This window comes from Gammaproteobacteria bacterium (genome assembly GCA_016199745.1).
Taxonomy (GTDB): domain Bacteria; phylum Pseudomonadota; class Gammaproteobacteria; order Acidiferrobacterales; family Sulfurifustaceae; genus JACQFZ01.
The window spans coordinates 1-14,428 of record JACQFZ010000005.1; the positions used below are offsets into that span (position 1 = coordinate 1).

12 protein-coding genes are annotated in these 14,428 nt (G+C 58.3%); 1 reads left to right on the forward strand and 11 read right to left on the reverse strand.

Annotated elements, in window-relative coordinates:
• Positions 1-80: 80 nt before the first annotated feature.
• The gene (locus HY308_01125; GenBank protein ID MBI3896879.1) at positions 81-956 is read right to left on the reverse strand and encodes a LysR family transcriptional regulator; all 876 of its coding nucleotides are present in this window, start codon (positions 954-956) and stop codon (positions 81-83) included.
• A gap of 98 nt (positions 957-1,054) precedes the next feature.
• On the opposite strand from HY308_01125, the gene HY308_01130 reads away from it, so the two are divergent.
• Positions 1,055-1,519: a cupin domain-containing protein gene (locus tag HY308_01130; protein MBI3896880.1), complete on the forward strand. Its 465-nt coding sequence runs from the start codon at positions 1,055-1,057 to the stop codon at positions 1,517-1,519.
• 97 nt (positions 1,520-1,616) lie between these two features.
• Here HY308_01130 and HY308_01135 read toward each other — a convergent pair whose 3' ends face one another.
• The 10 genes from HY308_01135 to HY308_01180 all read right to left on the reverse strand — a co-directional run bounded on the left by HY308_01135 (position 1,617) and on the right by HY308_01180 (position 14,368).
• Positions 1,617-2,066, reverse strand: coding sequence for a DUF2690 domain-containing protein (locus tag HY308_01135; GenBank protein MBI3896881.1), 450 nt, complete (start codon positions 2,064-2,066; stop codon positions 1,617-1,619).
• Positions 2,067-2,146: 80 nt separating this feature from the next.
• Positions 2,147-3,187, reverse strand: coding sequence for a HEAT repeat domain-containing protein (locus tag HY308_01140; GenBank protein ID MBI3896882.1), 1,041 nt, complete (start codon positions 3,185-3,187; stop codon positions 2,147-2,149).
• A gap of 23 nt (positions 3,188-3,210) precedes the next feature.
• Positions 3,211-4,161, reverse strand: coding sequence for a hypothetical protein (locus tag HY308_01145; protein MBI3896883.1), 951 nt, complete (start codon positions 4,159-4,161; stop codon positions 3,211-3,213).
• 146 nt (positions 4,162-4,307) lie between these two features.
• Entirely contained in the window at positions 4,308-5,402 is a 1,095-nt protein-coding gene (locus HY308_01150; GenBank protein ID MBI3896884.1) for an AraC family transcriptional regulator, read from the reverse strand.
• A 483-nt stretch (positions 5,403-5,885) separates the two neighbouring features.
• The gene (locus HY308_01155) at positions 5,886-6,782 is read right to left on the reverse strand and encodes a hypothetical protein (GenBank protein MBI3896885.1); all 897 of its coding nucleotides are present in this window, start codon (positions 6,780-6,782) and stop codon (positions 5,886-5,888) included.
• Between the two features lie 315 nt (positions 6,783-7,097).
• Positions 7,098-9,176, reverse strand: coding sequence for a hypothetical protein (locus tag HY308_01160; protein ID MBI3896886.1), 2,079 nt, complete (start codon positions 9,174-9,176; stop codon positions 7,098-7,100).
• 16 nt (positions 9,177-9,192) lie between these two features.
• Positions 9,193-12,141, reverse strand: a complete 2,949-nt coding sequence (locus HY308_01165; protein MBI3896887.1) for a caspase family protein — start codon at positions 12,139-12,141, stop codon at positions 9,193-9,195.
• A 113-nt stretch (positions 12,142-12,254) separates the two neighbouring features.
• Entirely contained in the window at positions 12,255-13,085 is an 831-nt protein-coding gene (locus HY308_01170; GenBank protein ID MBI3896888.1) for a caspase family protein, read from the reverse strand.
• A gap of 12 nt (positions 13,086-13,097) precedes the next feature.
• Positions 13,098-13,763, reverse strand: a complete 666-nt coding sequence (locus tag HY308_01175) for a hypothetical protein (protein ID MBI3896889.1) — start codon at positions 13,761-13,763, stop codon at positions 13,098-13,100.
• Positions 13,760-14,368: a sigma-70 family RNA polymerase sigma factor gene (locus HY308_01180; GenBank protein ID MBI3896890.1), complete on the reverse strand. Its 609-nt coding sequence runs from the start codon at positions 14,366-14,368 to the stop codon at positions 13,760-13,762. Before HY308_01180 ends, HY308_01175 begins: the two co-directional genes overlap by 4 nt.
• Positions 14,369-14,428: the final 60 nt, after the last annotated feature.

A 14,428-nucleotide genomic window follows, 5' to 3' on the forward strand; every position in this document is an offset into this window, starting at 1 on the left:
CCCAGCCCTCCCCCTGAGGGGGAGGGAGCTAGAGCGTGCCGCGGCTTAAGTAAGTGCCATTCGACTCGGGACACTAGTTACTAACAGCCGCCACCCTTGCCGAGCTCCTTGCGTAACGCATCTAGCGCAGGCGAACGATAGCCCTTGCGCCAAACGAGCACGGTCCGCGTTTTCGACAAGTCCGACGGCAACGAAAAAGTCTGCACCACTTTGCCCGCCGGCACGGCACGGATCACCGCTCGCGGAACGACCGCGACGCCGGTGCCAGCAGCGACACAGGCGACGATGGTGTGATAGGAGTTGCATTCCATGATGCGCGCGGGCGCAACTCGTGTTCGTGCCAACCACTCTTCCAAGCATCGGCGGTAAGGACAGCCGACGCCGAAGGCGAGCACGGTCGCGCCGTTCAGGTCTTTCGCCGTTTTCACCTTGGCAAAGCTCGCCGGCGCGATCAACACCAACTCTTCGACGAACACCGGCTGCGAGTCGAGCCCCTTAACAATGGCCGCCGATGCGACGAACGCCGCCTCGATGTCGTTGTCGACAACCTTGGCCATCAATGCGACCACCGTGCCGGTGATCAATTCAATTCGCACCTGCGGATAGGTCCGATGATAACGCGCCAGCACCGGCGGCAATCGCGTCGCCGCCGTGCTCTCCATCGTACCGATCCGCAGCGGGCCGCGCGGTGTGTCATCGCGCAGCGCCGCTTCCGCCTCGGTCGCCAACCGCAGTAACTGCTCGGCATAGGTCAGCAAAATCTGCCCCTGCGGCGACAGCACCAATCGGCGATTCTGCCGGAAAAATAATTGCACGCCCAAGCGCCGCTCCAGTTGCTGTACGCGCGTCGTGACGTTCGACGGCACACGATGCAGCTTGGCGGCGGCACGGGCGATACCACCCTCTTCAGCAACGGTCTTAAAAATGCTCAAAGCGACGAGATCGATGTTTCTCATCATGAGAACTCAGAATTCATAATTATTCATTTTAAAGAACCTTCAGCCTAGTCTAGAGTTAGCGCTCGGTCCAACTAAAACGTCAGCGAGAACCGGTCATGAGCACTCCAACGAAGTCGCACAGCCATCTGCACATCAACCAAGTCGATTGGACGACGGCGATTTTTTACCCGGAAGAGCTACAACGCATCTTTCGTTGGAAGACATTGATCGGCAACCCCGGGCCGCTCGGATCAGGCATCGCCCAACCGGAGGTGTCGATGGGCATTCAGGACATCGATGCGGGCGGCTACTATCCGGCACATGCGCATCCAGCACCGGAGATTTATTTCGTATTAAGTGGAACGGCGGAATGGACCGTCGGCGACGAAACTTTTATCGCCGAGCCCAGCATGGCGATTTATCACGCACCGAACATGCTGCATCGCATGGTGAATAACGGCACCGAGCCAGTGCGTACCGTTTGGTTCTGGTGGGCACCGGGCGGCGACCGCAAGGTGCTGGAGATTACACCGACGTTGCTGGAAGCGATGCCTGGCGCCTGGTCAGGCCACGGTTATTAACAACCGCCGTCAATTAACCGTGGTCTGATTCTATCGTCCCATTTTCTAAACCCCGGCTTTCGCCGGGGCGACGAAATGACAATTAATTAAAACCTCTTTAGTACAAACCGGTGCAGTGGAAACCGGAGTTACTCGTAGCAGCGCAGGTCTCATTAAAAAAACCTGCATCGTTGAGCATCCAACCGCCTTGATTGTAGTTTCTCTTTCGAAGGCCTGTTGCCGCGGGATCGAAGTAACTTGAATGGTCGAGATAGTAATAATAAAAGTTCGAGGGAACAGACGCCCAGGTGGTGCGGCAGGTCGGGCTGTAGCGCAACTTCAGAACGCCATTAAAGGCCGTTCTTACGGTCCTGGCGTCATCATTGCATCGGTGATAGCCGCCACTGAAATATACACGACTTGTGTAATACGCATTGTCACACTGGTATCCGCAACCGCTGGCCTGCACGGTGGATACGATGCCTACGGTTCCAGTTATCGCAAGCGCGCTCAGCAACGCTTTTCTGCCGATATGACGAGTTTTTTTCACAGCTATCGATGTTTTCATTATTGATCCTCCAACAGTTTGGTTATATGGAAAATGCAGAAAGTCCCATCTGCAGTGTTCGTCCCTGATCTCTAACGGACCTAGCCATCACACATCCGGCGTGGCGGTTGCCCAATACTGATACATTTGTTCGGATACTCCGTGGCATACGACTGCTCGATTTGTGCGGCAACCTGGTTGTAGGCCGCATGCTCGCCGGCACTCAATGTAAAACCCTGCAGCGCCTCGGCGGCACTCGCACGTACGGTCAGGTCTTCATCCGGATTTTGTAGCAACCCCATTAGCGCGTTTTTTGCCTGCTCCGACCGCACTCCGCCGACAGCGAGCGTATCTATCGCTGCCAGGCGTACGTCGTCGGAACTGTCCGCCAATGCCTCATACGCGCGTTGCTCAGTAGCGCCTCTATCGAGACGGGCAAGCACCTGCAGGGCCTCTGCTCGCACGGGTGCGTTTTCGTGCTGCGACAGGGATTGCACACGCGTGACAGCGGCCGACAATTCGTTTGACTTCATCTTGATGTTCGGCAATAAACCAATCGTCTGCGTCAGTACTTCGGGGTCCCGCTCTTGCTCGAGCGTTTGCGTGAACAATTGCTGCGTCTCGATCGTCGTTGGAAGCGATGCCATCAATTCGAGGGCATCCTTGCGCTGCGCGGCGTCAGTGCTCGCATGCAGGCGCCGCGCGAATTCGATGACGTCCGGCGCCGTCTGTCCAGCAAGCAGCGACACGATGATCGAGCGAGCGCGCTCGTCTTGCTCGGTTTCATAACGTTTTTGCAACTGACTGCGAAACGCCGGGTTGCTGTTCACCGCGTGTCGTAGCTTGCCCCAGGCCTCGGGCCCTATCGGTTCCTCCTTGTCGTCGGACGAGATTTGCAGCGTCTGAAACAACACTTCCAGCCCCCGTACGTCCACATCGGTCAGCGCCGAATGGGCGGGTAACGCAGTCACTGGCGCCACTCGCGTAGTTCCCGTGAACTGCAACGGGGCCGAGGTTCGCGCCGCCGGCGCAAGCGCGACGGGCGAACTCTGCGCGCTACCATCGATCAGCACATTCATCAATCCGTATGCGCCGCCGAGTCCGGCGGCGATCAGCACTGCATACAACGTGTAACGACTCATGGAATTTTCTCCACTTGATTTGGCTATGGCTCAACGGGGGGCTCGAGTTTTTCGACTTCGAGACGTGCCTGCGTGTACACGCGATACTCGGTGTTATTCAGGGCAAAATTATTCAAGGCTTGCATGGCAGTGAACCGCATCGGCGGCAGTTCGTTCTTATTGACCAGAATTTTTATCAATGAATGCTTCAGCGGTTCCGAACGCAGTTGACGACGCTCGATGGCGGCCAGCGCTGCGTGACGCACCTCGGGCGCAGGGTCGAATAGCGCCTGGTTAATGCTGGTCTCGGCCGTTTTGCCGGCTTTGTCCCACTGCGCCAGCACCCACACGCTGCTGCTGCGCACGTCGTGATGCACGTGTCGCGTCAACTTCTGTAGCCGCGACACCATACTCTGCGACATGGCGGGCTCTACGATGCCCGGTTTCTCCAGCGCCATGATGGCCGCTGCCAGCACCTCCGGTTCTTTTTCCTCTTGCATCGCACGCGCCACCCGTTGGTAGACCTTGGCATCCCGCGGCTGGGCCGCCAATAAACTGAACCCGTGGCTACGTTCGATGCTGGAGGTACTGGCTATGAGCTGTTGGGCAAAAACGGCAACGTCGGGAGTTGCGCTTGCGTTGATGAGATCGATAAAGCGAGTTTTTGCGGATGTCTCCGAGGTACGGGTATAGCGCTGAATCAGATCGGCGCGCAGTGCCGGGTTTTCATACGCCATACGCCGCGCCGCCCATACGGCGTTTATGTCCGGGTCCTTGTCGTCCATCGCGCTGATGCGCCTAAGTAGCTCTTCCCAGGGCGGTACCGGCGTCGTTGCGTCGTCGCCCCGTTTGCCTTTCGCCGCGTCGGCCACGGTGGGCGCGGCATCGGCGACATTGTCAGCGCCGGATCCGGTGCTGAAGATCGATGCGGCGAAAGCGAAACTACAGACAACCAGGCGCGCACGGAAAGACGATGAAACAGCGTGTAGTAACATTTAGCATTCCTCGACGACCAACTGACTTCAGATAAACCGAACCGAGAGTTATAAGCTGGATCACACCACTCCGACGCCGATGGCACTTCCATCCTGTGATCCGTCGCCGCAAAAAATACGCGCACTAACGACAACGGACGATGACGCTAGTTGCCAATGTCATTGACCATCGATGACATCTTGTCAGCGCTGTGCGAAAGAACGGATGACGTGGGGCACGGCAAGATTCGATCGGATCGATGCCGAAGTGAGAAGTCCGCCGGATTATGTCCCGACCAACGCTTGAACGCGCGATGAAACGCGCTCGATTCCGAGAAACCGAGCAAAGTCGCAACGTCGGCGGTCGATAAATTTTTCTCGGCGAGATATTTGAACGCTAACTGTCGACGAACCATGTCGTGCAGCTTTTGAAAGGACGTACTCTCGTTGCTTAACCTTCGATGCAATGTGCGCCGACCCATATACAGTGCAGCGGCGCACCCGTCTAAGCTGGCGCGGCCGGTACGCAGCGTATCGGAAATGTACTGCTGGACGCGTCCGACCAGGTTGTCGGAATGTTGTAACTGTTCAAGCAACAGTTCGACATGGCGGCGTAATATCGCTTGGGCACAGTCGTTGTATTGCGGCAACAGCAGATCGGCGCTGCGCGTGTCCCAGACGATGGCGTTATCGGCCTGTTCGAAATGCAGATCGCAACGGAATATGCGCTCATAGTGAGCGATGTGCGCGGGTGCCGGATAACGGAAGCGTATTTCGATTGGCGTGACATTGGTCTGTGTCAGCATTCGCGCTAACGTGACCACGGTTACCAGCCGCAGTTCCACCATCGCCGGCTCAAGCGACGCTGGGCTCTGCGGAATATAAATGAACGTGTAGCGATCCTGGCCGATGGTTTCGGCGGCGTAGTCTTCGCTGTCGATAAGCTTCCTATAATGGACGATCTGATGCAGGCCCTCGCGCAACGTCTTGCTGCCGGCAATCACGCCGCCGAGCACGCCCATGAAACGCGGGTGCGCCATTTCGCCCATGCGCACGGCGATCGCCGGATCGTGTACGCGATTGCTCAGCGCCTGCCAGAATTGAAAAAACTGTTGACGCGGTATGCGTGCGTCGGGATCATTCAGTTGGTCGGCATTGAACGCGGTCCGCTCGATCAACGACGAAATGTCAAAGTCCATCATGCGCAAGTGACGCAGAATCGCCTGAAAAAAAGCCGCCTGGATGGTCCCGATCTCATTCATTGCTCTTATACCGTCGGCGTGCCGAACGCTGGCGCCGCTCCCTGACTCTTTCATTTTTTTGCCCCCAACTCAGGTGGCCAACTAAAACGTGGGACAAGTTCTGTGCCTATCGGCTTAGTCGCAACAAGTCGAAGATCGGTTCAAATTTTTTATTGTGCCGATGCAGATGGACGCATCGACTTGGCTTCGTCGCATCCGCTGGCGGGATGCACGAGCCTGAATGGACGGACTGCCTGATTCTTTGGTGTTATGGCCGACGAGGCTCAGCAATGCAGGGTGCGCGGAACACACCCTGCATTAACTGCTCAGAGGTGAATGGCACTTACTTAAGCGCCATCGACAACAGATGTCACGATTGACTCCTCCCCCTTCAGGGGGGAGGTTGGGAGGGGGGTGGGTTTTATGGCAGCGATAACCGAGTAAAAAACCCACCCCCACCCCAGCCCTCCCCCTGAGGGGGAGGGAGCTAGCGCGTGCCGCGGCTTAAGTAAGTGCCATTCCATAGCGCATGCCGGGGCCGAAGATGTTATTGCGGAACAGTCCGCTGATCGGACCGTTTGCGGCCTCGCCGTCCTCATTCTTGTTAACGGTCCAGTTGCCGCCGGCGAAAAAATTGTTGTAAACCTCGAAGCCGGTGATGGTGCTGAGGTTGCCGTTATTCGTCGCCGGATCCGGTTGGCGACCGAGCATGACCGCTGCATTGGCCATACCCGATGCCGAATACGTTCCGTCGGCATTCCGATGGAGCTCGCCTTTGCCGGAATTGAAGGCGAGGCAGGTATTGTTGTAGACCTGCCAATTGTCGCCGCTGGTTACTTGCAAACAATCGGAATGCGAGTCAGTTTCGTGGTGCAGGTCGTGGATGTAGTTGTAACGTACGGTCATGCGATCTTTCAGCAAGATTCCGTCGGCGACATCGTGAATATCCGAATACTCGACGACGATGTCGCTGCGGTGCACGGCAACGCCCTCTTCGTCAGGCCAGCCGGTCGTTGTCGGTCCGATAATTTCGACGTACGAAAGATTTAGCGCCAGACCGCCGATGTCGGTACCGCTGCCGTAGACAACGCCTCTTCCGCCGGTGGTCGCCGCGTCGATTCGGCTGCAGCGCACATGCACATTTTTATGGGCGACCTTTAACGTACCTTTGATCCATTTGTGTTCGATAAGCTCGTTGTCCGCCTTGGTCGTATAACTTCCGGGAATCACGACCAGGCTACTAAGCGTGTCGCCGCACGCCTTCCAGCCAACGGTGGTCGGATTGGGCAAGCCCGTGGGAATCACCATACCGTTGCCAAGATCGAATGCATGGACGGTCATCACGACGACGGAGGTCGTGATGCCGATACAAGTTTGCGCGATGGTTCGAATTCGTTTCATTAACGTGCTCCTGTTGAGTGAGCGATGAACGCATTAACGTTTAGTCACGTTGCTGCGTTTATCGACGTCCTATCAAAGTTAGCCTCGCCTTCCAACTAGCGCTTCGTACGCTTCTCGCTCGTTCGCAACAGAAGAGAGCTTTGCCGCAACGGTGGATCACGTCCGGAAAACGTAATTAACGGAGCACTGGTCGAACTGCATTAGTAGCTAAATCGATTGGACGTCACGTGCCAATGACCGTGCCTGCCAAAATCATTGGCCGCCGGTGACACTGCCATTTTTTATTCGACGCGGTGTCGTTACGGCACCACATTCTCAGGTAGGGTTCTCGCCATCATGATGCCGCAGTATCTGCCCATCCTGGGTGTACAAATAAATATCATCGCCGACCGAGTTGATATGTCGAATCGGCGGTAGATCGGTTACCAACGTCGGCGTGCGCGGGTACGAACTATTGGTTCCGCCCCAGCGCCACACGCTGCCATCGAATTTCAAGGCGTAGAAAACGTCGGTGTACGCCGGCGTGCCGGCCAGTTCCTTGACGTCGCGGATCGCGGTCAGCACCGTCGGCCGGTACTTGGGATCGGTCGTGCCGTCGCCGAAGCTGCCGTTTTCGTTCGAGCCCCAGCCGACTAACGTACCATCGCGCTTGAGCGCAAACACGACATTCGAGGTGAAAGCGACGGCTTTGACCGCGGTCACGCCCGCCACTAATTCCGGTGTCGACCGATCCGGTGCATCCGGACCGTTGGCAAAACTATTGCCGCCCTTACCCCAACCATAGAGCACGCCGTTTTGATCGACGGCGAATACGCTGTAGAGCTTACTGAAGACATTGACGATGTGTGACAGTCCGGGAATGCGCAGCGGATGCGCGTTCGTCGGCACCGCCCACGTGTCGGTCACATCGCAGGTACCCTCCTTCGGCGTGTTGCCCAAGCCCAACGCGCCGTAGATGTCGGCGCCCCACGAGTAGACATTGCCGGCGCCATCGCGGGCAATCGCGTAGTAGTCACCGGTAGCGAGCGAGGTGACGTTGGTCAGGCCGGTAATTTGCACCGGCGTCAACGTCGGCCCGGACAAGGTACCGATGCCCAATAATCCACATTTGTTGGGGCCCCAGGTCAAGACATCGCCGTTGGTCTTGATGAGAAATCCTTGGGCGCGAAATTGATTGGGGATTAGCTGCTTGACGTCGACCGCAAAGTTGGCGATGCGGGTCTCATCCGACTGCAATTGGCACACCGACGCCGCGAGGCGCATGAACCGTCGCCGCACTAACACCGAGCCGTCTTTCAATAATTCGGCGCCGTCCTGCCAACCGCAGATGCCGTCGATGTCGGACGTATGCCCGCGCACGTAAATGACCTCGGCCACGAACGGCGCCGCCGAAAAGTTTTGCATAAGGCTGAATTGTTGTGCCACCGAGTTCGCGCCGACACTGAAAGCGATCGGCAGATGCACGGCGTCGTACATCGGCAATCTTCCTGGTGCCGAGGCGGTACCGTCGAGCGCAGCACCGTTGATTGTTCCGTCGGTCAGGTCGCGCGCCAATTCTTCGGTCGCTTGCAACGCCGGCAAATCCTCGGTCAATAGAAATTGACTCGCCATTCTGACAAATCCACCGGTGACAACCGCTGCCAGACCGTGACGCGTGCTGGCCAGCGAATCGCTAGCGCTGTCGGCGGTGATCGGCGTCGGCAATGCCTTGAGCGAGGACAACTGATAAGCGCTCGGGAGCGCGCGGTTGAGCTCGGCGAGCACGAGCTGGTTAGCGGCGGCGATACGGGCAACACTAAGGCCGGTGACGTCGGCGGTTTTGCGTAACGGCACCGTCCCGTCGGCAATCTTCGCCGACTCGACCAAATAGTTATTGATGGCGTAACGATACGCCGCCTCGGTGAAGGACGAGACACCGATGTTTTCATCGACCACATCGACCAAGGCGTGAATTTCTTGATCGGGTCCGAAATCGACTAGCGCGTTCTTGCCCTCGTCAAAATATTTCGCGCCGGCGGCACCCTTGAGCGTAATGAGCAAGGGTGCCTTATCGCAGGTCGTCACCGTAACGAGTCCGTTGACCGAATCGGTATACGCTTCGCCGATCGACGCACCATCGGTAATGCGGCTAACACGTACTAAACCTCGCAGGACTTTGCCGAGGCCGCCACCGACACCGGAGCTCGAACCACCATCACCACCATCGGGATCATGTCCGCCACCATCGTGATAAACCGGTGGCGCCTCTACATCGCGGACAAAGCCCGATACCACACCGGCGCGACACTGCGTCGCCTGGCTCGACGTCGCGCCGTCGCCACTACCGCCGCCACAGGACAGCAGCATCAACATGGCCGATATCGACGAAAAAATCTTGATGTAGGTGGTTTGCATAAATCGCGCGGCGGTCCTATTCCAAACTCTTAGTAATGGCGAAATCTCTAAAGCCGATCGGCACCGTCGTTATCGGTATTTGCCGGCCATTCGTCAACTGCTGTACCGCCTGCGTGACGAAGTAATCGAGTCCTTTGAACGTCACAAACCCTTCGCGGCGAAAATCGGCCTTGCCCTTCAGGCCGATGACCAGCTCCTTGGTGAAAGCGCCGTTACCCCAGGCGTCGTCTTCCAGCGAATCTTGGCGACCGTCGCTGGAGGAGAAAACAATGACGCCGCTTTCGGGGCTGGCGAGCTTGTTGGCGATGAGGGTCGTGTCGTGCTTGCTGAATGCGTTGGCGACCTTGCCGGAATAGCACGAGTCGATAAAGAACAGCACCTGTCCGCGAATCTTCACCAACGCGTCGCGAATCTGCTCGTCCGACACCATGGTGTCGTCGGGCGCAGCGACATCGGCGTCGTGCGGCAGAAAATAATACGCGCCGGCATCGACGGCGCCGTGGCCGGCGATAAATAGGACGCCGATGTCGGCAGCGGTGACATTTTCCCGTAACCACTGCAACCCAGCGACGATCGCCTGATGCGTGGCCTGTTGGTTGGTCAACACATGAGTGACGACGCGCTTGTAAAACACGCCTTCTTGCAACTTGAGCGAGCGGGTGAAATCGGCGGCGTCCTTGGCAGCGAACGTCAAGTCGTAACCGGCGTCGGCGTACTGGCTGACACCGATAGCCAACACATACAGCGTCGGTCGTTTCGTCAGCGGCAGACGAGCGCCAGCGGACGACGCCCCGCGCCAGACGTAGTAAACCGTCAACGGTTCCGAAACACCGAAGGAGTTGCTGGCGAACACTTGCACGATCGCATCGGCTGCCGGCGTCGGCAACGTGATGCGGCCGATCGCTCGACCATCGGCGAGCTTCGGCGGCGACAACGACAGCGGCTGCACCGGCCGCCCGTCCAACTTGACCTCGACCGCCGCGATCGGTTTCGAATCCGGTGTATATACCGAAAAATCGACGGTCAGCGTCGGCGCCTGCATCGATAGCAACTTCGAGCTGCGCAGGCTCAACGCCGGCGGCAACGCCGCCGACGGTGGCGACAACGCGGTCAGCAACGCCCGAATTCTGCGGCCGAGCGGCTTGTTGCCGGCGCTACCGGCGCGCTTGCGCAAATCGTCGTTGGCAGCGGCCAACGCCTTGGCCGAATCTTTGCGCGACAACACGTTATCGATGACATCAGGTCGGTAAAAACGCTCGCGAAAACGCGCCACCGGATAAAAATCCGCCGTCGCCGCCGTCGGCCGATTGACATGCCAACCGACCAATTGTTCGGCGCCGATACTCGCGTCGTAGTGGCCCTGCTCGGTCCATATAATCCAGCGACCATCGGCGACGGCGAACAACGACATCAACACGCTGCCGTCACTGGTGCGCAGCCAACGAAACGTACCGTCGGTCGACGCGGTGATCGCCAGCTGCGAATCGGCGCTGACGTTGACCGCGGTAATCTCGGTTGCCACCGGCAACTTCCAGATTTCCGCGCCCGATCGGTCGAGCTTGCGTAGGCTCCAGCTGGTCGCCAACAACATCGCCGAATCGTCCGGCAACACAGCAACGGCGCGCGAGATTTCACCCGGCGCCAGCTTAATGGGGCGGCCACCTAACCGCGGCGTAAAATCATTCTGCCAATGCGTACTGGAAAAATTAGTCGACTCGGTAATGGCCGCGTGCGTGTCCGCCGGCAAGCCTTGATACAGCTTGCGTCGTTCCAAATCGAAGGTCATGGGCACCGCTTTGTCGAAGCTCATCGGTCCCGCTTCCGACATGGCGTACCAGCTAACCTGTGTTCCCTGCGCATTGATCCTGAGGCGATCGGCGCCGCGCAAATCAAATAGCGGCGACACCTGCTTCATGACCAACTGGTCGTCTTTAATGAAACCGCAAGCCGGCTCGAACGTAGAGAAGGCCAGTGTGCCGTCGGCAAGGGTCGCGAAATCGGTAATCGAATTCGGTCCCACTTCGATATTGGTAACCGTACCCGTCGGCCAGGCGATTTTTTTGACGATAAACCGCGCCGGTGGGCGATAACCACTACCGCCGGCATAGATCGCCGAGCCGTCACCGCCCCAAACCACATTCATGAGATTGCCGTCGGCCAGGCCGTCGAGCGGAAAGCGGCGCGTCATTTGACCGGTGGCGATGTCGAACACGCTGACCTCGGCCACTCCGCGCTTGAGTCGCGACAGATAGCCGACGGCGAGCTGGTTGCCGTCCGGGGAAAAGCTGACGCTCACCGGGTCGGGCAGCGGTGTCGCGAAGGTGTTGATCAGCCGCACGCTGCCGTCGACGAATCGATAGAGACGAACCTTGCCGTCGAACGCCGGCACGGCGATGCTGCCGCTGGCCGATATCGACGCTCCATACGAGCCGCCGGCGAATGCATCGGCGAAGACTTCGCGCCCGCGCCGATCGAAAATCCGCACCCCGTTATTGCCGGCGTACGATGCGACCAAATAATTTCCGTCCGGCGTCCAGGCAAGGTGTTTGATGTCGCCGGCGCGGGCGTCGATCACGTCGGTCAGCGTTCCAGTATCAAGGTTAAATAGATAAATCCGATGCGGCAGCGTCTTGCCGCCGGTCGTGCCGCCGACCGCGACCTCGGTACCTTGCGGCGAAATCGCCACGCCGTACAGCTTGCCGACATTGCCCGGCTCGATCGGCACGCGCAGTATCGATAGCAACCGCTGTGTCTGGCGGTCCCAGACACGTGCGGTTTTGTCGTCGCTGACCGTGACAATACGAGTTCCGGTCGAATCCACCGCCAATCGCCGTATCGGCCCGGTATGCTGACCCGCTTCGATCCGCAGCATGGGATCGACCGTCGCCGCCGCTATGTGCGCAAAAAAAATGAAGAGGAATGGGCAGGCAAGCAAAAGCCGATTGGCGAACGATCGCCGTTTCATGAATCACTCCCCGCAGATCTTCTATTTAGAATCAAACGACGTGCATTGAAGCAAAGGTATGGTCCCGGGTCATTAACCGCTAAGAGCCGTAAACGGTCGACTGTGAATACCTATTACTTCGCAATAGCGTCGCCAGCACTATATAAACACTCGCCATTAGCGGCGGCCTTGAAACAGAAGTCGCCGAGCAAATTCGATTTCATCCACGGCTTCTGCACCTGCTGTGTTTCGTTAGAGACGGCGGCGCCGACATGCTTGAACAATTGCTCGACCTGCAGCTCGGGCTGGCGCCGTAAATTGTCGAGCAGGTACTTTGTGTAAATGCCGTGCGCCGCACCGCGACCGTCGAATGCCACGCCGCCGTTGGCGGTCGACAACGCCACCAACGTCCCGAGCGGCGGCTCGCGCCGGACCCATTGCGGCAAACGCCGGCTATACAACTTATTGGTTCTGCACGTATCGAGTACGACGATGCTGACGCCGGACCGCAACCGGCCGAGGCTTTCCACCAGCTCGTCCACATCGTAACCCTGGCCGGAAATATCCTGCTCCCAGCGCCGGTCGGCGTCCACCGGAATGAGATAGTTGACGCGATCGAGCGATACCGCGTGACCGGCGTAATAAAACACCCGGATCGGATAACGTTGCGCCTTGATCCAAAATTCCTGAATGACGTCGCGCATGGTCTGTCGATCGGCATCCTCCAGCTGCATGACGTCGAAACCGAGATCCTTGAGCGCGATGCCCATCGCCCGCGCATCGTTCACCGGATTTTTGAGTGGCGCCAGCGACGGTGAACGTCGATATGCGCCGTTGCCGATAACCAGCGCGATACGGTCCTGGGGCGCTTTCTGACTGGCAGCGTCGGCCGCGATCACGATCGCCGGCGCCACACCGGCGATCAACACCAGCAGCGGAATAACGGCCAAGGAGATACGCGCCATCGACGTCAATTCTCACTCCCCTGCCGGCAGCGGCGGCAAAATCCGCACCGCCAGCACGATCTTGGAGGCGGCCAACCGCTGCGCCGACTCATCGACCTTATCGCTGGGCACGTGCAGCAAGTAATTGCCGAGCTGACCGGGGCCGCCGACCACACTGGCACCGAGCTCGACCAGCAGAAAACGAATTTCGTGCTCGCTGGCATCCGCCCGGAAATTGACTTCGAGCAGCGGACCGCGCGCCACACCGCCGACCGACCGCACGGCGCCGTAGTCAGAATTATTCTGGCGCAGCACGAGTACGCCGTTGATCACGGCTTGGATAACGACCACGACGATCAAGCCGGTCGTCAACATCGACACCGACCAGTCGCCGGCAAAGGCATCGCCGGCGCGCCGGCGCCAGGCACGCAGTCGCTCACTGAAACGCGGCGTTGCCGAGCGCTGCTCCTGGCGAATGCGCGACAGAAATTTTTCCATGCCGACGTCGGCCGACACCGCCGACGTATCTACCTGTTGCACGGCTTGGCGCAGGAATTCATCCCAACGCAACTCACTGCGAACGTCCGGATGATCCTTTATATATTGATCCATCCACTCGCGGTCAGCGGTGGCCAGCGTCCCATTCACGTACCACGGCAATAATTCGTGGAACTGTTGCTTCAGCTGCTGTTCGTTCATATCGCCGCTCCTTGCAATACCAGCCGCAGACAATTCTTGATTTTTTGCCGGGCGTGAAACATGCGCGTTTTTACCGTGTTCGGCGGACAGTTCTGAATTCTTGCCACTTCTTCGATCGACAGGTCGAGTGCATAAACCAGATGCAAGCACTCGCCGTGGATTTCCGGCAGCTTGCCGATGCAACGTTGCACGTCGCGCTGCAAATGTTTTTGACCAACCTCGTCGGACGGGTCCAGATCAGGGCCGGCGACTTCGTCCATTATTTTCAGCAGGCAATCGTCGGCAACGACTTCAACCCGGCGATCGCGCGCGCTGCTACGTCGCGCTGTCAGCGCTTTGTGATGGGCGATGGCGATGACAAACGTACTGAAGCTCGACTCACCGCGAAATCGCCGCGGATTGCGCCAGATCTCGTACATGGTGTCTTGCACGACTTCCTCCGCGACCGCCGAATCCTTCACCAGCCGCAACACATTGCGCGCGATCATCGCCCCGAAGTTGCGGTACAACTCCGCCATCGCCTGCTGATCGCCGGCGGCAATGCCATCGAGTAGCTCGCCGACCCGGTCGGCGAGCACTGATTTCGGATCGTTAGTTTGCGGCACACCGGCTACCCACGGGCGACGACATCGATATATCTCACAGCAAAATTTTTCCGTCTCTCA